This is a genomic window from Lysobacter concretionis Ko07 = DSM 16239, from assembly GCF_000768345.1.
Classification (GTDB): Bacteria; Pseudomonadota; Gammaproteobacteria; order Xanthomonadales; family Xanthomonadaceae; genus Novilysobacter; species Novilysobacter concretionis.
In genome coordinates this window covers 199,240-219,767 of the sequence record NZ_AVPS01000003.1, presented here as the reverse complement: position 1 = coordinate 219,767, position 20,528 = coordinate 199,240, and the positions used below count along the sequence as shown (strand labels likewise).

Here is a 20,528-nt window from a genome sequence, read left to right as displayed (position 1 = left end):
CAACGGCCTGCGGTGGTTCTTCCTGACCAAGGGATTTCATCGCCGGTGGGTCGCGACTCACCTCGCTCCCTCTACAATCCCCCCATGAACCCATCTCACCGCAGCGGCCACGTCGCCGTCATCGGCCGTCCCAACGTCGGCAAATCCACCCTGACCAACGCGCTGGTCGGCGCGAAGGTGAGCATCGTCTCCTCGCGTCCGCAGACCACCCGCCATCGCCTGCTGGGCATCGCGACCTTCCCGGAAGGCCAGCTGCTGCTGGTCGACACCCCCGGACTGCACCGCGACCAGGGCAGTTCCACCGCCACCGCCATGCACCGCTGGATGAACCGGGCGGCGCGCGGCGCGCTGGAAGGCGTCGATGCGGCGATGCTGGTGGTCCGCGCCGGCAAGTGGGAGGAATCCGACACTTTCGCCTACGAGGCGCTCCGCCATGCCGGCGTGCCGGTGGTGCTGGTGGTCAACCAGGTCGACCGGCTGAAGGACAAGACCGAGTTGCTGCCGTATCTGGCGATGGTGTCCGAAGGGCGCGAGTTTGCCGGCGTGCACCCGGTCTCCGCGCTCAAGCGCAAGGGGCTGGAGGCGCTGGTCAAGCAGTTGCTGGGCCTGATGCCCGAGCAGGCGGCCATGTATCCCGAGGACGAGATCACCGACAAGAGCCAGCGATTCCTGGCCGGCGAGCTGGTCCGCGAGCAGTTGATGCGCCAGCTTGGCGAGGAATTGCCGTACGCGACCACGGTGGAGATCGAGCGCTTCATCGTCGATGGCCCGCTGCTGCGGATCGGCGCGGTGATCTGGGTCGAGCGCGACGGCCAGAAGGCGATCGTGATCGGCAAGGGCGGCGAGCGCCTGCGCGAGATCGGCACGCGCGCGCGCATCCAGATGGAGCAGCTGTTTGCCGCCAAGGTGTTTCTGGAAACCTGGGTCCGGGTGCGCGAGGGGTGGTCGGATGACGAGTCGGCATTGCGGGCGTTCGGGTATCACGACTGAACCCGCGCGTGCCGCGCCCAAGCCGGCGCGCCGCGCGGTCATGACGGCGAGAGCCGGGCGCGCACACCGCCTTTCCATCCCATGCGCCTGACCGGTGAGCCGGCGTTCGTCCTGCATGCCCGCGCGTGGCGCGAGACGAGTCTGCTGGTGGAGGTGCTGAGCGCGAACCACGGCCGCATCGGGCTGGTGGCGCGCGGGGTGCGGGGCGCCAAGCGCCATCCGTTGCGGGCGGCCCTGCAGCCGCTGCAGTCGATCCGCATCGACGCGGTGCAACAGGGTGAGCTGGCGCAACTGCGCTCGGCCGAGGCGCTGGATGCCGCGCCCCGGCTGGCCGGCGAGGCGATGATGGCCGGGTTCTACCTCAACGAGTTGACCTTGCGGATGACGCCGCGCGACGAGCCGCAGCCGGACTTGTTCGTGGCCTATGCCATTGCCCGCGAACGCCTGCGCGCAACCGAACCGCTGGCCTGGACCCTGCGCCGGTTCGAGCGCGACCTGCTCGATGCGCTGGGTGTCGGTTTCGACTGGAGCCACGATGGCGATGGCGAGCCGATCGACCCGGCCGCGCGTTACCGGGTCGATCCCGAGCACGGGCCGCGCCGATTATTGAGCGACCGGGGCCATGGCGATCGCAGCGGTGCGGCCACCGGGCGCGGGCTGCTTTGCCTGGCGTCCGACCAGTCTCCCGAGGCCGACGACCTGCCCGGCCTGCGACGGGTGATGCGCGAGGTGCTGGTGCATCATCTCGGCCCTCGCGGACTCAAGTCCTGGGAGATGCTGGCCGGCCTGCCAAAACCCCGGGGCAGTCATGCCTGAGTGCCTGCCGGGCATCCCGCCCAGTCGCTCCACGATATTCGCCTGGTGATCGGGACACCCGACAGCCGCCACCGGAATTCTTCGGTGGCCGAAAGAAAGCACCCCGGCAGGGCGGCGCTCCAAGCCGTTCGCTTCAGGCCGGAGCGAGCGGATGGCCTTCCGGATGGGATGACCACTGCGCCAGCGTCTCGCCTGCGGTGGCATCGAAACGCGCGAGCACTCCGGCATCCTCGGGCACCTGCTGCAAGGCCTGCACCAGCAGGCCCAGGCGCGTCGCGCCGACGAAACCGCAGCTGGCGCGCAGCCGGTGCAGCTCGGCACTGACCGCATCGGCGTGGCCTTCGTGCACGGCGTCCATGATCCGTTGTCGCGCCTGCGGCAATTCGGCCACGAACAACCCCCGCAATGTCTCGATATGGGCGCGGTTGCCATTGAGCGCGTTCGCGGCGGCTTCGTCATCCCACAGCGGCCGGGCGCCGGCGGCATCCGCGATGGCGACGCCGTCGACGGGCAGGCCGAGGATGCGTCGCACGGCCGCCTGCACGGCGGTCGCCGGCAGCGGCTTGACCAGCACGTCGTCGAAGCCGGCCTTGCTCAGTGCGCGCAGCGTTTCCGGTTCGTTGGACGCGGTGTGCGCGATCGCGCGGACCGTCGGGTAGTCGTCCTGCAGGCGGGCGAGCAGGTCGCTGCCGTTGCCGTCGGGCAAGGACGCATCGAACAGCCACAGGTCGTATCGCCCGCTCCTGGCCAATGCCAGCGCCGCGGCAATGCTGTCGGCGACGTCCACTTCGGCCGGGATCGCCCGCGCGGCGGCGGCAAGGAAGGCGCAACTGGTGGGTTCGTCTTCGACCAGCAGGATTCGTGGCAGGGCCGACGGGGTGGTCATGGGCGCGATGCTCTGGCGTGCGGGGGCGGAAGGTATGCTGCGGCGATGGTCTGCCCGCCACTATCGCTGCCGCCGCACCCGCTGTCGAACGTGCGGGGCGTGGCGCGACGCCTGCCGTGGGTGTTCGCGTTGCTGCTAGGGATATTCATGGCGTTGTCCGCGGCCGACGCCCAGGCGCGCACGATGACGGCGCGGATCGAGCGGGTCGATACGGCGATCGCAAGCCTGCAGGGTGTCCAGGTGCAACTGTCCTGGCCACCCGGTGCCGTCGAGGGCGAGCTGCGATTGCGCGCGCGGCGGGCGGACGCGCCGGAGCTGGGGTACCGGTTCACCGACCTGGACTGGCGTTGTCCGCTGCAACGCGATGACGCGGGCGGCTGGCGCTGCGCCGGCCCGGTGCGCAGTGCGGGCGGGTCGATGCAGTTGGCGGTCGAGATCGGCGCTGCCACGACCGATGCCCGCCTGTCGGGTGGTGGCGGCCGGGTCGGCCTGCATCGCGACGCTGCAACACCGGATGTGACCCGGATCGACCTGACCCGGATTCCACTGGTCTGGCTGCAGGCGCTGCTCTCGCAAGCCTGGTCGAGTGCGCGGCTGGTCGGCGGCACCGGCGACGCGCGATTGACGGTCACGGCGGCCGACGCGGAACCGTTGCGGATCGCCGGCCCGGTCGCACTGCATGCGGCGGCGCTGGATACCGCCGACGGCAGCATCGCGGCGGAAAGCGTCGACGCGGACTTCGCGGTCGATGCCCGGCTGGGCGGGCAGGACAGCGTCGTCCTCGATGGCCGGGTGAACGGCGGCGAGTTGCTGTTTGGCAGCACCTACGTGGCGCTGGAAGAACGATCGACGACGCTGAGAGTGGTCGCCCGGCAGCGCGCCGCCGAAGGCTGGCAGCTGCCCGAACTGCACTGGAGCGACCCCGGCATTCTGCTGGTGGACGGCAGCGCCGCGCTGGATCCCGACGTCAACCTGACGACGCTCGATCTGCGCCTGCAGAGCCCGGATCTGAAACCCCTGCGCGATGCCTACCTGAGTGGGTGGCTGGGCATGGCGGGAATGGGCGATCTCCAGCTCGAAGGGTCAATGGAGGCGACCGTGCAGATGCGCGAGGGCGTGTTGGCGGATGCCATGTTCCGCGTGCACGGGATGAGCATGGCGGAGCCCGACGGCCGGTTCGCCTTCTCCGGCCTGGACGGCAATGTCGAGTTCTCCGCCACCCGGCCGGTGAACAGCGAGCTGCGATGGCGCGAGGGAGCGGTGCACGGCCTGGCGTTCGGCGCCGCGCGACTGCCGTTCGCTAGCGGCGACGGCAGCCTGCGACTGCGTGAGGCGGTGGAGGTGCCGATCCTGGGCGGCCGTGCCCGCTTCGATCACCTGCGGATACAGCCGCCGCGCGCAGGGGAGGGCATCGACCTGCGTTTCGGTCTGGCGCTGGAGCGGATCGACGTGGCGAAGTTGTCGGCGGCGCTGGACTGGCCGGCGTTCACCGGCGAGTTGAGTGGCACGATCCCCGAAGCCCGCTACGCCGACGAGACGCTGGTGTTCGACGGCGGCCTGGCCATGCAGTTGTTCGGCGGCCGCGTGGGCGTGTCGGCCTTGTCGATGGAGCGGCCGTTTGGCGTGCTGCCCACCTTGTCGGCCGACATCGTGTTCGACGACATCGATCTGCTGGCGCTGACCGGTGCGTTCGATTTCGGCAGCATCAGCGGAAAGCTCGACGGCCGCATCGGTGATCTGCGCCTGGTCAGCTGGGAGCCGGTCGCCTTCGATGCGCAACTGGTCACCGACCGGCATCGTGGCGTGCGCCAGCGGATCAGCCAGCGCGCGGTGCAGGACTTGACCAGCGTGGGCAACGCGTCGTTCGTGAATTCCCTGCAGTCGCAGTTGATCGGGTTTTTTGACGATTTCGGCTATTCGAAGATCGGCATCGGCTGCCGGTTGCTGGACGAGGTCTGCACGATGGATGGCATCGGTTCAGCCGGCAACGGCTTCGTCATCGTGCGTGGCTCCGGCCTGCCGCGCCTGACCGTGGTGGGTTTCAACCGCCGCGTGGATTGGCCGATCCTGGTCGAGCGGCTGGCCGCGGTGGGCAAGGGCGACGTGAAACCGCTGGTCGACTAGCGTACCGTCTGACCCCTGTTCAGACGATTCCCCAGGAGACACTTCATGCGCCGTTGGATGGGAATTCCGGTTGCCGCCGTGATGGTCACGGCTTGCGTCACGATCAATGTGTATTTTCCCGCGGCGGAAGCGCGCGAGGCGGCCAAGGAGTTCGTCGACAAGGTGATCGGCGAAGAGGTACCCGCGGCCGCTCCGGCCGATGACAAGTCGGGTGGGCCGAGTGCGATGCTCGCCCCTATGTCGTGGCGGCAGCTGGCTTCGCGGGTGGACGTGTATGCGTTGGTCGGCATCGGCAGCGCGCATGCGCAGTCGCCCGACATCAGCATCAAGACGCCGGCGATCCAGGCGATCCAGTCGCGGATGGCCGCGCGTTTCAACTCGACGCTGCGTGCGGGTTTCGATGCGGGCGCGCTCGGGTTTGCGAGCGACGGCACGATCGTGGTGCGCGACGCATCGAAGCTGGCGCTGAAGGACCGGGCGCAGATCCAGCAGGCGGTGGCTGAGGACAACCGCGACCGCAACGCGGTGTATCGCGAGGTCGCGGTGGCCAATGGTCACCCGGAGTGGGAGTCGCAGATCCGCGAGGTGTTCGCCAAGCAGTGGATCGCCAGTGCACACAGCGGCTGGTGGTACCAGAGCGGGAGCAGCTGGAAGCAGAAGTAGGTTGCTGCTGTTGGTTGGTGGTTGAGTTGATGGCAGCAACCGCAACAGCAACAGCAACAGCAACAGCAACAGCAACAACGGATTGTTAGCTTCGGGCGGGGCGTCGCCCTGACCAGGTGCTTGCTGCCCGGTTCGGGCGGCCATCCATGGCCGCACTCACCGCCGCAGGCCATCCATGGCCTGCTGTCCGCAACACCCGGTCAGGACGCCGCATCGGTTATTCGTTGACGTGGCGCAGCGGGGCTTTCCGTCGGCCACCGAGACAATCCGGTAGGCGCTGTCTGGGCAATACACGCATCGATTGGGCTGCTGGTTCCGGACAGAACGTGCATGGCCGTACTCACCGCCGCGGGCCATCCATGGCCCGCTGTCCGCAACACCCCGTCAGGACGCCGCATCGGCGATTCATTGGCAGGGCGCTTTTGATCTTCCTTCGGGTACCGGGAAATTTTGGTGGCGCCTGTCGGGTGTCCCGATCACCAAGCGAATATCGTGGAGCGACTGATCGGGATACCCGGCAGACGCTGCCTACGCAATCACACGCACTTCTACTCGAACACCAAGCAAATGGGGATGGCCGTTAGACCCACCCGGGAGCAGCCCCCGCGATCCATTCGGCGACCGCTGCCGGCCCGGACGCATCTGCGACAATACGCGGCCCTGAGCTTCCTGCTTTTGCCTGTGGCCCGCCTGGATAAAACCCCTTTTGAAGTCGTCATCGACGGCATGTCCCATGACGGCCGTGGCGTCGTTTCCCTTCCCGATGGCAAGACCTTGCTGGTGGCCGGCGCGTTGCCGGGCGAACGGGTGATGGCGGCGCGGACGGGGCGTCATCGCGGTGTCGATGAGGCCAGGACGGTCGAGGTGCTGCAGGCGGCGCCAGAGCGGGTCGAGCCGCGGTGCGCCCACTTCGGCACCTGTGGCGGCTGCGCGATGCAGCATTACGCCGGCGACCGGCAGATCCTCACCAAACAGACCGTACTGCTGGAAAACCTCCGCGAAAGTGGTGGCATCGTTCCCGGACGCGTATTGGAGCCGTTGACCGACGCGACCTGGGGCTACCGTCGCAAGGGCCGTTTTTCGGTGCGCCGGGTCGAGAAGAAGGGCAAGACCCTGGTCGGTTTCCGCGAGACCGATCCGCGCTTCGTGGCCGACATCGCCCATTGCCATACCGTCATTCCGGAGGTCGGCGAGAAGGTCGAAGCGCTCGCAGCGCTGGTCGAGAGCCTGCAGGCGCGGCGCGAGATCCCGCAGATCGAGTTCATTGCCGGCGATCCGATGCCCGACTTCAATGGCGTCGCGTTGACCGTCCGCCACATGGCGCCGTTGTGCGACGGGGACCAGGCGGCGCTGGTCGCGTTCGGCCAGCAACACGGGTTTGCGATCTTCCTGCAGCCCGGCGGTGTCGACAGCGTGCATCCGTTGTGGCCGCACGATCCCCGGCTGGCTTTCCGGTTGCCGCAGTGGGATCTGGAGTTCGCATTCCGTCCGCTCGACTTCATCCAGGTCAACGCAGGACTCAACGGCAAGATGATCCAGTTGGCGATCGACCTGCTGGAGGCGCAGCCGGAGGATCGTGTGCTCGATCTGTTCTGCGGGCTGGGGAATTTCACCCTGCCGCTGGCGCGCTCGGTGCGCGAGGTGGTGGGGGTCGAGGGCGATGCCGGACTGGTCCAGCGTGCGCGTGACAATGCCGCGCGCAACGGCATTGCCAATGCGCAGTTCCACGCCGCCGACCTGTCGAAGGATCTCAGCGACCAGCCGTGGATGGGCGAGGGCTTCGACAAGCTGCTGCTGGACCCGCCGCGTTCGGGCGCGGACTTCGTGCTGGCCGAGCTGCCGCTGGAGCAGTTCAAGCGGATCGTCTACGTGAGCTGCCACCCGGCATCGCTGGCCCGCGATGCGGCGTATCTGGTCAACGAGCGCGGCTGGACGCTGCGGGCTGCGGGCGTGATGGACATGTTTCCGCATACCGCGCATGTCGAGTCGATCGCGGTGTTCGAGAAGGGGTGATACGCCTGCGAATGTGTCGCCTTGTTCGTACCGCGATCCCCCTCGTAGGAGCGGTGGAGGCATGCCTCCACCGGTGAGTCGCGACTCACGTCGCTCCTACAACGAAGCCGTTCCGAGGACTCCGATGGCGATTGAAATCGAACGCAAGTTCCTGGTGGCAGGCGATGCCTGGCGTGCCGCCGCGCACAGGGTCGTGCCGATGGCGCAGGGCTACCTGAACGATCTGGCGGCGATGGACGCCGGCGCGATGAAGGCTTCGGTGCGCGTGCGCATCGCCGGCGACGCCGCCTGGCTCAACCTCAAGTCACGCGAGCTGGGCCACACCCGGCAGGAGTTCGACTATCCGATCCCGGTCGATGATGCGCGCGCGCTGCTGGCGCTGAGCGTCGGTGGGCTGGTCGACAAGCGCCGACACCATGTGGAATTCGAGGGCCACCTGTGGGAGGTCGACGAATTCCTCGGTGACAACGCCGGGCTGGTGGTGGCCGAGATCGAGCTGGACGACGCCGATGCCGTGTTCGCGCATCCCGACTGGCTGGGCAGCGAGGTCACCGACGAGCCGCGTTACTACAACCTCGCGCTGGCGAGCCGGCCGTATTCGCAATGGAGCGAGGCGGAGAAAGCCGGTCAGGCCGGGTAGGAGCGACGTCAGTCGCGACCTGGGCATCACTGCAACATTCGACAGGTCGCGGCTGACATCGCTCCTACAGGAACCGATCAACTGCGTGACAATGCCGGGCGCGTTGCGCGCCTTGTCCACCCAGGAGTCCCCCATGCTCGTGATCGGCATCGCCGGCACCGAACTCACCGCGCAGGAGCGCGACTGGCTGCAGCACGATGCCTGCGCCGGCGTGATCCTGTTCACCCGCAACTTCGCCTCCCGCGCGCAGGTTGCCGAACTGTCGCAGGCGATCCGCGCCGCCGCGCCGCGCCCGCAACTGGTCTGCGTCGACCAGGAAGGCGGTCGGGTGCAGCGCTTCCGCGAGGGTTACAGCGTTTTGCCGCCGCTGGAAGATTTCGGCGCGTTGTTCGCGCGTGACCGCGATGGCGCCCTCGAACTCGCCCAGGAGCACGCCTGGTTGATGGCCAGCGAGATCAAGGCCAGCGGCGTCGACCTGAGTTTCGCGCCGGTGGTCGACCTGGGCCGCGGCAACCGGGCGATCGGCAACCGCGCGTTTTCCGCCGATCCATCGGTGGTCGCCGAGTTCACCCGCGCCTACGTGCGCGGCATGCACCAGGCCGGCATGGCGGCGACCCTCAAGCACTTCCCGGGCCACGGCTCGGTGCTGGAAGACACCCATTTCGACGATGCGGTCGATCCTCGCCCGCTGGAGGAGATCCGCGCGCTCGACCTGGTGCCGTTCGTCGCCGGCATCGAGGCCAAGGCCGATGCGGTGATGATGGCGCACGTGGTCTATCCGCAGGTCGCGCCGGAACCAGCGGGGTATTCGAAGCGCTGGATCGAGGAGATCCTGCGCCAGGAGATGGGCTTCCGCGGGGTGGTGTTCTCCGATGACATCGGCATGGCGGCGGCGTTCTCCGCCGGCGGCATCAAGCAGCGCGTCGACCTGCATCTGGACGCCGGTTGCGACGTGGTGCTGGTGTGCCATCCGGAACTGGTCGAGGAGTCGCTGAAGGCGGTCGAGGGCCGCACCCTCAACACGATGGCGCTGACCGGCCTGATCGGCGGCGGCCCGATGGGTTGGGACAACCTGCTGGCCGATGGCCATTACCGGGCCAGCCGCACCCGTCTGGAGGGGCTGGCATGAGCGCCGACCTGCGCACGGCGCTCGCCGATGCGGACCTGCTGTTCGACCGCGCAGCGCTGGAGCAGGCGATCGCGCGGATGGCGGTGGCGATCCGTGCCGATTATGTCGATGGCGTGGACACCCGGCCGGTGTACCTGACGGTGATGCACGGCGGCATGCCCTTTGCCGCGCAACTGGCGATGGAGCTGGGAGCGCTGGGCCTGGACCTGGAGTTCGACTATCTGCACGCGACCCGGTACCGCGGCGCGACCGCCGGTGGTGAACTGCTGTGGAAGCACCGGCCGGCCACGTCCTTGAAGGGACGGCGGGTTTTGCTGGTCGACGACATCTTCGACGAGGGCCACACCATGGCCGCGATCACCGCCTGGTGCCACGCGGAAGGCGCGGCTGACGTGCGTATCGCCGCGCTGGCGCTGAAGCGGCACGACCGCGCCGTACCCGACCTGCAGGCGGATTACGTCGGCATCGAGGTGCCGGACCGCTATGTGTTCGGCTACGGCATGGATTACCACGAGCAGGGGCGCAACCTGCCGGCCATCTACGCATTGAAGGACTGAAAGGACTGAAGCCATGAGCGAATCGATCGCCCTTGCCGTCATCGGCGGCACCGGGCTGTACCAGTTGGCCGGGCTGGCGGATGTCGAGAGCCACCAGCCGGTGACCCGGTACGGCGCGCCGTCGGGGCCGGTGCGCATCGGCCGCCTCGACGGTCATCGCGTCGCGTTCCTGGCCCGCCATGGCGAGGGCCATTCGTTGCCGCCGCACCGCGTCAACTACCGCGCCAACCTCGCCGCCTTGAAGGCGCTGGGTGCGCAACGCGTGCTCGCGCTCAATACCGTGGGCGGCATCACCGAGCGCTTCGGCCCCGGCGTGCTGGGCTGCCCCGACCAGCTGATCGATTACACCTGGGGCCGGGTCTCGACGGTCTGGGACGGCGAGGCCGATGGGGCCGGTGGCAACGAGGTGCTGCACGTCGACTTTGGCGAGCCCTACACGCGCACGCTGCGCAACGCGGTGATCGCCGCGGCGGCGGAGGCCGGTATCGCGATGGCGGCCGGTGGCTGCTACGGCGCAACCCAGGGGCCGCGGCTGGAAACCCGCGCCGAGATCGCCCGGATGCGGCGCGACGGTTGCGATCTGGTCGGCATGACCGGCATGCCTGAAGCGGGTCTGGCGCGCGAGATGGGGCTGGACTACGCCTGCCTGGCGATCGTCGCCAACTGGGCGGCCGGTGCGGGGCCGGATCCGGACGAGGTGATCACCCTGCAGGACGTGCTCGACAACGTCGCCGCCGCCTCATCGGGCCTGCCGGCCCTGCTGGGTGCGCTGCTGGCGTGCGGAATTGCGGACTGAACCAGCCGATCCGATTGTCAATCCTGCGTTCAGTTTGCATACTCGGCGGGCGTCCGGTCGCCCCCACGCCGCGCGCGTCAACCCAGCCATGAGGTCATCCAGGATATGCAGTACGGCACCGTGAAGTGGTTCAACGACGCCAAGGGATTTGGTTTCATTTCCCCTGAAGATGGGAGTGCGGATGTGTTCGCGCATTTTTCCGCAATCAATTCCAAGGGCTTCCGCAGCCTGCAGGAAGGCCAGCGTGTCAGCTACGAGTTGACCCAGGGCCCGAAGGGTGCGCAGGCGTCCAACATCACGCCGGCCGAATAGGTCGGCGACTGGTTGCACGTTTCCGGGAACCCCGCTTCGGCGGGGTTTTTTTGCTTCGTGACCCGGCGTTGACGGTATTGCCGTCGCCGCGCCGATACTGCCGGTGCGCTAGATTCGCGGATCAGTCACAACGGCAGGAGGCGGGGATGAATACCCGGTTGCCGCAGGCAGCTTCATTCGAGACCCACCGGGTGGACAACCAGCCGCCGGAGTTCGCCCCGCGCGACCTGTGGCGCGACGACATCGTGCTGCGCGGGGCGATCGCCCGCGAGGGTGCCGGCGATCACGTCGGCGATCACATCGAATCGGTCGCGGCGTATGGCGCCCTGGCCGGCGGCACGCTGTACGAGTGGGCGTTCGACGCCCACCGCGACCGGCCGCGCCTGTGCAGCCACGACCGCTTCGGGCACCGCATCGACCGGGTCGAATTCCACCCCAACTACCACGCGCTGATGCAGGCGGCGATCGAACACGGCGTCAGCGGTGGCGCGTGGCGCGACCCGCGTCCGGGGTCGCATGTCGTCCGCGCCGCATTGAGCTACCTGCACCACCAGGTCGAGCCGGGCACCAGTTGCCCGTTGACGATGACCCACGCCGCGGTGCCGGTGCTGCGGCGCGAGCCGGCGCTGGCCGAGTGGGCGGACAAGGCTGCGGCGCCCCATTACGACCCGCGCGGGGTGCCGATCGGCGACAAGGCCGGCGTCACCATCGGTATGGGCATGACCGAGAAGCAGGGCGGCAGCGATGTGCGCGGCAACACGACGGTCGCCACGCGGCTGCCGGGTTCTGGCGACCTCGCCTCGGCCACGTCGTACGCGCTGGTCGGGCACAAGTGGTTCTTTTCCGCGCCGATGAGCGACGGCTTCCTGGTGCTGGCGCAGGCACCCGATGGCCTGACCTGCTTCCTGATGCCGCGCCGGCTGGGCGATGGCCGCAAGAACGCGTTCCGGCTGATCCGCTTGAAGGACAAGCTCGGCGACTGGTCGAACGCGTCCGCCGAGGTCGAGTTCTGCGGTGCCCGCGCGTATCTGATCGGCGAGGAAGGCCGCGGCATCGCCACCATCCTGGAGATGGTGATGCTGACCCGGCTGGATTGCCTGCTGGGAGGCGCGGCGCAGATGCGCATGGCGCTCGCGCAGGCGGTCCACCATTGCCGCCACCGCAGCGCATTCGGCCAGCCGCTGGCCGCCCAGCCGCTGATGCGCAACGTGCTGGCGGATCTGGCGATCGAGGCCGAAGCCGCGCTGGTGCTGGCGATGCGGGTCGCCCGCGCGGTCGATGCCGCGCCGCGCGACCCCGCCGAGGCGGCGTTGTCACGGGTCGCCACCGCGATCGGCAAGTACTGGGTGTGCCGGCGCGCGCCGGCGTTCGTCAACGAGGCCCAGGAGTGCCTCGGCGGCAACGGCTACATCGAGGAGTCGATCCTGCCGCGGCTGTACCGGCAGGCGCCGCTGAACTCGATCTGGGAGGGCAGCGGCAACATCCAGTGCCTGGACGTGCTGCGTGCGTTGTCGCGGGAGCCGGAGACCGGCGCCGCGCTGTGGGCGGAGTTGCAGGAGGCCGGCGAGGGTCATCCCGACCACGCGGCCGCGGCCGAGCGCCTTCGCGGACCGTTGCTGGACGGGGTCGCGATCGACCAGGCCCAGGCCCGCCATTTTGTCGAACGGCTCGCCCTGGCGTTGCAGGGCAGCCTGCTGCTGCGGGCCCGCAGCCCGGCGGCCGAGGCGTTCTGCCGCAGCCGCCTGGGCGGCGCGCACGGGCTGGCGATGGGCACCTTGCCGGCCGGCGTGGCGTTGGCGGAATTGATCGACCGGGCGTTGCCGGTTGGCGACTGAAGGCCGGCACCCTCGTCCGCCGGAGGTGCGGTGGAGTGGCTGGAATGCTCAATCCCGATTCCGCTGGTCCCGACCGGCCCGGCGATGGGTAGGCTGTCCAACACCGGAAACGCACGAGGTTTCGTCATGATCGATCTGTATTACTGGCCGACCCCCAACGGCTACAAGATCCGCCTGTTCCTGGAAGAAGCGGGTCTGGAGTACCGCACCATCCCGGTGGATATCGGCAAGGGCGACCAGTTCCAGCCCGACTTCCTGGCGATCTCGCCGAACGGCAAGATGCCGGCGATTGTCGACCACAAGCCAATCATGGGCGGCGAGCCGCTGGCGCTGTTCGAGTCCGGCGCGATCCTGCTGTACCTGGCCGAGAAGACCGGACGCTTCATGCCGGTCGACGAACGCGCGCACTTCCAGGCGCTGCAGTGGCTGTTCTGGCAGGTGGCCGGACTCGGGCCGATGGCCGGGCAGGCCGGCCACTTCCGCGTCTACGCGCCGGAGCCGGTGCCCTACGGCATCGAGCGCTACACGCGCGAGGTCACCCGGCTGTACGGCGTGCTCGACCGCCAGCTGGAAGGGCGGGAGTTCATCGCCGATACGTACTCGATCGTGGACATGGCGATCTACCCGTGGATCGTCCCGTACGAGGCGCACGGGCAGCGGCTGCAGGACTTTCCCCATCTCGCCCGCTGGTTCGAGGCGATCAGGCAGCGGCCGGCGACGATCAAGGTCTACGAGGATCCGTCGACCGCGTATTCGAAAGGCCCGATGACCGACGAAGAACGCAGGATCCTGTTCGGGCAGGGCAAGCCGGCGTAGGCGGGCCGGCTACGGGGCTGCGCCGCGGCCATCCATGACGGGATGGCCGCGGCGAGCTGAGCCGACTCAGTACGTCAGGTTGAGCTTCACCCAGGCGGTACGTCCGGGTTCGTGGATCCGCACCGGGTCGGCGGGGTAGCCGAAGTCGGCGTTGCCGGCCAGGTTGAGGTGCTCGGCGTAGGTGCGGTCGAACACGTTGTCGACGCCGACCGTCAGCTGCGCCTTTTCGTTGAAGCGATACCCGCCGTTGACGGCGAAGGTGGCGAAGCCCGCACTCGGGCCGAGGTCCTGCCCGACCACGCTGCCCTGCGCCGGTGCGATGCGGTCCTGCGCGGCGACTGCCCGCACCAGTGCCCCGGCGGACCACCGGCTGTTGTCCCAGGCCAGCGACAGGCGCGCTTCCAGTGGCGGCATCTGCGGCAGCGGGGTGCCGGCATCGCGGTTCGCGCCCCAGGCCTGGGCGAGGGTGCCGCCGAGCTTCCACTGCCGGGTCGGGCGGTACTCGACGCCCAACTCGGCGCCGTGGATCTTCGCGTCCACGTTGGTGACCTGGGACATCGGCCCCATCATGCCGCCGGCGTGATAGCGGAACAGCAGGTAATCGTCGATCCGGCCGGCATAGGCCGACACCCAGGCATCGACGCGCTTGGTGCGGTACTGCAGGCCGATGTCGAGCTGGGTGGTCTTTTCGGTGTCGACGCCGGCAAACGCGTTTGGCGTGCCCGTCGGTCCCATGTTGGGCGAGAACAGTTCCCAGTAGTCGGGCATGCGTTCGGTGTGGCCGATGCCGGCGTACCAGTTCAACGGCACGTCGCCGAGATCCTGCTCGAAGCGGATGAAGCCGGCGGTCAGGGTTTCGTGGCGCGTTCTGCCGGCGGTGGGGTTGGGCGCGCCCATCTTGCCGAGGGTGGCGCGCTCGTCGGTGGCCTGGGCGCGATCAGCACGCGCACCGGCGATCAGCCGCTTGTGGTCGGCGATATGCCAGTTTGCTTCGGCGAACGCACCGACAGTGCGGAAGCGCGCATCCGTCGTCCAGGGCTGCGACCGGTAGGCCCCCCGGCCGTGGGCGCTGCGGCGCCGATGGCGGCTGTCCTGGCCGTCCACGCCGGCGGTCACCTCGACGTGATCGCTGCGCCAGCTTGCCGCAAAGCGGCCGCCCGTGGTGGTGCGCTCGACGTTGGAGGCCATGGGCATCGGCATCGCGCCGTTCGGATTGGTTTTTCGCAGGCTGTAGTTGTCCATCACGTGATCGGCCCGGTTGTAGAACACGTTGGTCTCGATCCCGTCCAGCAGGCCATCCAGGTTCCGTTTCTCCAGCCGCAGGCCATAGCTCTCGCGCTTGAACTGCGAGCCGTCCATGCCGCGCCCGGCGTACCGCGCCTCGCCGTCGCCGGTACCTGCCGAGGCTTCCACGACGGTGTCCGCATCGGGCGTCCAGCCCAGTGCCAGGTCGGCGTTCCACTTGTTCCAGGCCGACGCCACGTCGTTGCCGTCGCCGTCGCGGTAATCGTCGGAGTCGGAGCGGTTGGCGCTGATGCGCGCATAGCCCGGCGCGGCGCCGAAGGTCGCATCCAGCACCTGGTCGTTGCGCCCGAAGGAGCCGCCCAGCAGGCTGCCGGCGAGCTTCATGGTCGGCTCGTCGAACTGCTCGCGGTCGCGCGAGAAACGCACCGTGCCGGCGGAGGCGCCGGGGCCCCAGAGCACCGTCTGCGGCCCCTTGATCACCACCAGGCTGTCGTAGGTCTCCGGCGAGACGTACGACATCGGGTTGTCCATCCGCGACGGGCACGCGCCGGGCATCGCGCCGTCGTTGCTGAGCAGGTTCAGGCGCGAACCGAACATGCCGCGCAGGACCGGATCGCCATTGGTGCCGCCGTTGCGGATCGCGGTGAAGCCGGGAATGGTCTTGAGGTAGTCGGCGCCATCGCTGGCCGGCACCGGTTGACGTGGCAGTCGCGGGTCGGTTTCGAACGTGAGCGCCGACACCGGGGCGGCGGCAACGACCACCACCGCATCCAGGTCGATCGGCAAGGCGGTATCGCCACCGGCCGATGTTGCGGCATGGGCAGGCAGGGAGCAGGCGAGGGCCATCGCGACGGCCACGGACAGGCACGACGAACGGATCATCGAATCACGCAGGTACGGCATGGGAACTCCAGAACAGCAGGGTGCAAGCGGGCGTCGCCGCGCGTTGCAGGGGAAGGAAAAACGGTGGGGAAGCGGGCGGAACGTCAGGCGGCGCGTGGTGGGCCGCGTGAACCAAGACCGGTGGGATGGCGTTGTCCGCGGCGCGGCGGCAGGGCCGGCGCTATCCGTGCTTCTTGCCCGATGGCCGGCGCGGCCAGCGCGATCCATGACGGGAGTGCCGCCATCGTCTGCAGCAGCGGGCAGTACGCGCAGTCGGCCGGCATACCGTCGTGTGGGCCGGGATTCGGGTTCGGCCCCGGACGAGGCGAGTGCGGGCTGGCCGGGTGCGCGCTGGCGAGGCTATCCGTTGCGGCGATCGGAGCAGCGGCGGATGCCGGCACCGGGCCTGCCATGGCATGCGCTGCCGACGCCGTGCGTCCGGCCAGTGTCGCCGCCGCGGATGCGATGGCCTCGGGCTGCATCGGAGCCATGCCCGCCATACGCCCGGTGGTCGGGACCAGCAGCAACGCCAGTACGGCGGCCAGTGCCAGGCGATTCATCCAGAGGTGGAACGTACGGTGGCGCATCGTGGGAACGATTGTGCGATGTCCGGCCGGCGTAAACGCTGATCCAGATCAAGCTGATCGACACCCAATTCAGATTGGCCACTCCAGATCAGGCCACTCCAGATCAGACCCGTCGGCAAGCCGCCGCGAACGTGCTGGTCCGGAACCGGCCGCGGCCATCCGCCCCGATCCCATGCGCGTGTACCGCCTCAATAGCCGGTCGCGCCGCGCTCCGGCAGGGGGTCGGCAATCGGCGAGGGGGCTTGTGCCGGCACTTCGGACGGGATCGCGATCTGGTGCGGGTCGACCGGCAGCATGCGTGCGCTGCGCCACCCGCCCCAGCGGTAGTACGCCAGCGACATCAGCATCGCGGCAAAGGCGCTGATCGGGAAACTCCACCACACCGCGTCCACGCCGAAGGTGGGCTGCAGCCACTCGGCAAACGGCACCCGGATGCCCCACAGCGCGATGCCCAGGATCACCAGCGGCGGCACCACCGCACCGGTCGCGCGGACCACGCCGGAGACCACGAAGGTCACCCCGAAGAACAGGAACGACCACACCCCGATGTGGTTGAGGTGGCGGGCGATTTCCATCGACGCACTGCCATCGGGCAGAAACAGCGTCAGGGTGTAACGGTCGAGCAGGATCAGCGGCAGGATCAGCGCCCCCGTCAGCAGGAAGTTGTAGCCGATGCCGGTGCGCGCGGTGGCGTTGACCCGCTGCCAGTTGCCGGCGCCCACGCTCTGCGCGGCGATCGACGAGCAGGCCGCACCGATCGCCATCGCCGGCATCTGCACGTAGGTCCACAGTTGCAGTGCCGCGCCATAGGCGGCCGCGGTGACGATGCCGTAGGCGTTGACCATCGTCATCATCGCGATCATCGCTAGCGAGATCAGCACCATCTGCAGGCCCATCGGCACGCCCTTGACGATGAGTGCACGCAGGATCACCAGGTCGAGCTTGAACAGCTGCATATCGGCCCGTCCCAGCCACAGCAGGTGCCGCCTGCGGCGCAGGTGCAGCAGCATCGCCACCAGGCTGATGCCCTGGCCGAGGAAGGTCGAGGTGGCCGAGCCGGCAATCCCCATCGTCGGGAACGGCCCGTAGCCGAAGATCAGCAGCGGGTTGAACACGATGTCCAGCACCACCGACAGCAGCAGGAAGCGGAACGGAGTATGCGAGTCGCCGACGCCGCGCAGCGCCGCGGAGAAAAACGCGAACGCATACAGGAACGGCATCGCCAGGAAGATCACCTGCAGGTAGCTCTCGGCCATCGGCAGCGCGGCTTCCGGCGTGCCCATCAGGCGCAGCACGGGGTCGGCGAGGAACCAGCCGGCCACCGCCAGTACCACCGACAGCGAGATGAAGAAGGTCGCGCTGGTGCCCATCACGCGGCGCGCCTGGGCGGTGTCGTTGGCGCCGATGGCCTGGCCGATCAGGATCGTCGCGGCCATGCCGATGCCGAACACCGCGCCGATCAGGAAGAACATCAGGTTGTTGGCGTTCGCGGTCGCGGTCAGCGCGGCCTCGCCGAGGTAGCGGCCGACCCAGATCGAGTTGATCGAGCCGTTGAGCGACTGCGCCGCATTGCCGGCCATGATCGGCAGCGCGAAGGTGATCATGGTGCGGCCGACGTGGCCTTCGGTGAGCCGTCGTGCGTGGCCGACGGTGTCCTTCTTGCTCATGCACTCTCCCGGGGGAGCGGGCAGTCTGCCGGCGGACGGGTGAGTGCACCGCGACAGTCCGGCCTGCCGCCGCGGGCCCGACGTTGCGCCGTCCTCAATCCAGGAATTGCAGCTTCGCCAGTTCCGCGTACAGGCCGCCCTGCGCCAGCAGCTGCTCGTGGCTGCCTTCGGCAATGACGCGGCCGTGGTCCATCACGATGATCCGGTCGGCTTTCAGCACCGTGGCCAGACGATGGGCGATGACGACGGTGGTGCGGCCTTCCATCAAGGTGTCCAGTGCCTGCTGCACGGCGCGTTCGCTTTGCGCGTCCAGCGCGCTGGTGGCCTCGTCCAGCAGCAGGATCGGGGCGTCCTTGAGCAGCGCGCGGGCGATCGCGATGCGCTGCTGCTGGCCGCCGGACAGGCGTGCGCCGCGCTCGCCCAGTTCGGTGCCCAGCCCCTGCGGCAGGGCCTGGATGAAGTCGGTGGCGTGGGCAGCACGCACGGCGGCCTCGACCTCGGCATCGCTCGCCTCCAGCCGGCCGTAGCGGATGTTGTCGCGCGCGGTGGTGGCGAAGATGCTCGGCTGCTGCGACACCAGCGCCATCGCGCCACGTAGCTGCGCCGGGTCGAGCTGGCGGATATCGATGCCATCGACCGTCACGGTGCCGCTGCGCGGGTCGTGGAAGCGCAGCAGCAGTGACAGCACGGTGCTTTTGCCGGCGCCCGACGGGCCGACCAGGGCGACGGTCTCGCCGGGGCTCACGTGCAGGCTGAAATCCTCCAGCGCGGGCTGGTCGGGACGCATCGGGTAATGGAAGGTGACGCGGTCCATCGCCAGCGCGCCGCGGACCGGTTGCGGCAGGGTTTGCGGATGCTCCGGCGCGGTGATAGCGGAGGTTTCCTCCAGCAGTTCACTGATCCGTCCCATGCCGCCCGACGCGCGCTGCACCTCGTTCCAGACCTCGGCCAGCGAACCGATCGAGCCGCCGCCGATCAGGGCGTACAGCACGAACTGGCCGAGCGTGCCGGCGCTCATCCGGCCGTCGACCACGTCGTGCGCGCCGGACCACAGCACCAGCGTGATCGCACCGAACACCAGCACGATCGCGATCGCCGTGACCCACGCCTGCGCCTGGATGCGCCGGCGTGCGGTGGCGACCGCAATCCTGAGCGCCTCGTGGAACCGGCCCAGCTCATACGGCTCGCGCACATGCGCCTGCACCGTGGCGACCGCGCCGAGGGTCTCGTTGGCCAGCGTGTTGGCGTCGGCGACGCGGTCCTGGCTGGCGCGCGAGATCTTCTTCAGCCGCCGGCCGCCGACTACGATCGGCAGCACCGCCAGCGGAATGCCGACCAGCGCGTAGGCGGCCAGGTGCGGACTGCTGACGAACAGCATCACGATGCTGCCGATGAAGGTCACCAGGCTGCGCAGGGCGACCGACATGCTGGTGGCGATCACCCCGCGCAGCAGTTCAGCGTCGGCGGTCAGGCGCGACACCAGCTCGCCGCTGCGGCTGCGGTCGTGGAAGCCGGCATCGAGGGTGATCAGGTGCGAGTACAGGCGCTCGCGCAGGTCGGCGACCACCCGCTCGCCCAGCAGCGAGACGAAGAAGAACCGCGCGGCGGTCGCCAGTGCCAATGCCACGGCAACCGCGAACAGCAGCATGAATGCACGGTCGATCGCGCCGCCGCCGCCCTGGGCGAAGCCCTGGTCGATCATGGTCTTGAATGCGACCGGCAGGCTCAGGGTCGCCGCCGATGAACAGGTCAGCGCCACCAGCCAGCCGATGAACAGGCCGCGGTGGCGGCCCAGGAACGGCCACAGCGCCTTCAGGCTGCCCACCGGCGGCTTGCCCTTGCCGGCGTCCGGGGCCGGGTCCTGAGGCGGGGTCGGGGGCTGGGTTGCTGAATCGGGGGCGGCATTCATGCGGCGTATTGTCCGCTATCGGCGCCCCGGCGTGGCAGCGTCATCCGGACCGCTCCCCGGCCTGTGTATCGGCGTCGATGACGCGGGCACGGTCGCGGGTGGCGTCGCGCAACTGCTCGCGCAGCGCCTCCAGGCGGTCGGCCGGCAAGCGCAGCTGCAGCCGGCTGCCGGTGGCGTCGAACTGCTCGTCGAGTTTGTCCGCGCCGTGCGCTGCCAACGCGGCATGCACCGCGCCGGTGTCGGCGAATCCGAACGCGATGGTGCAGTCGACGAACTCGACCAGCTCGCGTCGGGGCGCGGTGCGCAGGCATTCCGCCGCACAGCCGCCGTAGGCACGGACCAGTCCGCCGGCGCCCAGCTTGATGCCGCCGAACCAGCGGGTCACCACGACGACCACCTGGTCGAAGCCCTGGCCGTCGATCGCCGACAGGATCGGGCGCCCCGCGGTTCCGGCCGGCTCGCCGTCGTCGCTGGAGCGGTACAGATCGCCGATCCGGTAGGCCCAGCAGTTATGGGTCGCGGCGGGATCGCCCACTTCGGCCACGAACGCCAGCGCAGCCTCGGGCGATTCCACCGGCGCGGCCAGCGCGAGGAAACGGCTGTGCTTGACCTCGGTCTCATGGCGGACCCGGTCGGCGAGGGTAGGCAGGCGGCTCATCGG

General features: G+C 68.9%; 18 protein-coding genes. 12 read left to right on the top strand and 6 right to left on the bottom strand.

Annotated elements, in window-relative coordinates:
• Positions 1-84 precede the first annotated feature (84 nt).
• Both era and recO read left to right on the top strand, forming a co-directional pair.
• A complete protein-coding gene (gene era, locus N792_RS03420) occupies positions 85-990 on the top strand; it encodes a GTPase Era (protein WP_036192662.1) in 906 nt (301 codons plus the stop codon).
• Positions 991-1,071: 81 nt separating this feature from the next.
• On the top strand, positions 1,072-1,806 hold the full coding sequence (gene recO, locus N792_RS03415; protein WP_036192661.1) for a DNA repair protein RecO: 735 nt from the start codon (positions 1,072-1,074) through the stop codon (positions 1,804-1,806).
• Positions 1,807-1,939: 133 nt separating this feature from the next.
• Here the strand turns inward: recO and N792_RS03410 are convergent, their stop codons facing one another.
• Positions 1,940-2,692, bottom strand: coding sequence for a response regulator (locus tag N792_RS03410; protein ID WP_052103393.1), 753 nt, complete (start codon positions 2,690-2,692; stop codon positions 1,940-1,942).
• Between the two features lie 45 nt (positions 2,693-2,737).
• On the opposite strand from N792_RS03410, the gene N792_RS13375 reads away from it, so the two are divergent.
• The 10 genes from N792_RS13375 to N792_RS03360 all read left to right on the top strand — a co-directional run bounded on the left by N792_RS13375 (position 2,738) and on the right by N792_RS03360 (position 13,577).
• Positions 2,738-4,816, top strand: a complete 2,079-nt coding sequence (locus tag N792_RS13375) for an intermembrane phospholipid transport YdbH family protein (RefSeq protein ID WP_052103391.1) — start codon at positions 2,738-2,740, stop codon at positions 4,814-4,816.
• A 45-nt stretch (positions 4,817-4,861) separates the two neighbouring features.
• Positions 4,862-5,479: a DUF1318 domain-containing protein gene (locus tag N792_RS03400; RefSeq protein ID WP_036192660.1), complete on the top strand. Its 618-nt coding sequence runs from the start codon at positions 4,862-4,864 to the stop codon at positions 5,477-5,479.
• A 681-nt stretch (positions 5,480-6,160) separates the two neighbouring features.
• On the top strand, positions 6,161-7,492 hold the full coding sequence (gene rlmD, locus N792_RS03395) for a 23S rRNA (uracil(1939)-C(5))-methyltransferase RlmD (protein WP_224743941.1): 1,332 nt from the start codon (positions 6,161-6,163) through the stop codon (positions 7,490-7,492).
• A 124-nt stretch (positions 7,493-7,616) separates the two neighbouring features.
• Positions 7,617-8,132 carry a CYTH domain-containing protein gene (locus N792_RS03390; protein ID WP_036192659.1) on the top strand — a complete coding sequence of 172 codons (516 nt, stop codon included), beginning with the start codon at positions 7,617-7,619 and terminating at the stop codon, positions 8,130-8,132.
• Between the two features lie 133 nt (positions 8,133-8,265).
• The gene (nagZ, locus tag N792_RS03385; protein WP_036192935.1) at positions 8,266-9,261 is read left to right on the top strand and encodes a beta-N-acetylhexosaminidase; all 996 of its coding nucleotides are present in this window, start codon (positions 8,266-8,268) and stop codon (positions 9,259-9,261) included.
• On the top strand, positions 9,258-9,818 hold the full coding sequence (locus N792_RS03380) for a hypoxanthine-guanine phosphoribosyltransferase (protein ID WP_036192658.1): 561 nt from the start codon (positions 9,258-9,260) through the stop codon (positions 9,816-9,818). The genes nagZ and N792_RS03380 overlap by 4 nt, the downstream gene beginning before the upstream one ends.
• A gap of 13 nt (positions 9,819-9,831) precedes the next feature.
• Positions 9,832-10,614 (top strand): S-methyl-5'-thioinosine phosphorylase, encoded by a 783-nt coding sequence (locus tag N792_RS03375; RefSeq protein WP_036192657.1) that lies wholly within the window; start codon positions 9,832-9,834, stop codon positions 10,612-10,614.
• 105 nt (positions 10,615-10,719) lie between these two features.
• Entirely contained in the window at positions 10,720-10,926 is a 207-nt protein-coding gene (locus N792_RS03370; RefSeq protein ID WP_036192656.1) for a cold-shock protein, read from the top strand.
• A gap of 146 nt (positions 10,927-11,072) precedes the next feature.
• The gene (locus N792_RS03365; protein ID WP_036192655.1) at positions 11,073-12,761 is read left to right on the top strand and encodes an acyl-CoA dehydrogenase family protein; all 1,689 of its coding nucleotides are present in this window, start codon (positions 11,073-11,075) and stop codon (positions 12,759-12,761) included.
• A gap of 126 nt (positions 12,762-12,887) precedes the next feature.
• Positions 12,888-13,577 (top strand): glutathione S-transferase N-terminal domain-containing protein, encoded by a 690-nt coding sequence (locus N792_RS03360; RefSeq protein WP_036192654.1) that lies wholly within the window; start codon positions 12,888-12,890, stop codon positions 13,575-13,577.
• Positions 13,578-13,643: 66 nt separating this feature from the next.
• Here the strand turns inward: N792_RS03360 and N792_RS03355 are convergent, their stop codons facing one another.
• The 5 genes from N792_RS03355 to N792_RS03335 all read right to left on the bottom strand — a co-directional run bounded on the left by N792_RS03355 (position 13,644) and on the right by N792_RS03335 (position 20,525).
• Positions 13,644-15,725 carry a TonB-dependent copper receptor gene (locus N792_RS03355; protein ID WP_224743918.1) on the bottom strand — a complete coding sequence of 694 codons (2,082 nt, stop codon included), beginning with the start codon at positions 15,723-15,725 and terminating at the stop codon, positions 13,644-13,646.
• An 83-nt stretch (positions 15,726-15,808) separates the two neighbouring features.
• Complete coding sequence (locus N792_RS03350; RefSeq protein WP_036192653.1) at positions 15,809-16,291, bottom strand: hypothetical protein; 483 nt, start codon at positions 16,289-16,291, stop codon at positions 15,809-15,811.
• Between the two features lie 188 nt (positions 16,292-16,479).
• On the bottom strand, positions 16,480-17,958 hold the full coding sequence (locus tag N792_RS03345; RefSeq protein ID WP_052103388.1) for an MATE family efflux transporter: 1,479 nt from the start codon (positions 17,956-17,958) through the stop codon (positions 16,480-16,482).
• A 94-nt stretch (positions 17,959-18,052) separates the two neighbouring features.
• Positions 18,053-19,867: an ABC transporter transmembrane domain-containing protein gene (locus tag N792_RS03340; protein ID WP_084105350.1), complete on the bottom strand. Its 1,815-nt coding sequence runs from the start codon at positions 19,865-19,867 to the stop codon at positions 18,053-18,055.
• Between the two features lie 40 nt (positions 19,868-19,907).
• On the bottom strand, positions 19,908-20,525 hold the full coding sequence (locus N792_RS03335; protein ID WP_036192652.1) for an IMPACT family protein: 618 nt from the start codon (positions 20,523-20,525) through the stop codon (positions 19,908-19,910).
• Between the last annotated feature and the right edge of the window lie 3 nt (positions 20,526-20,528).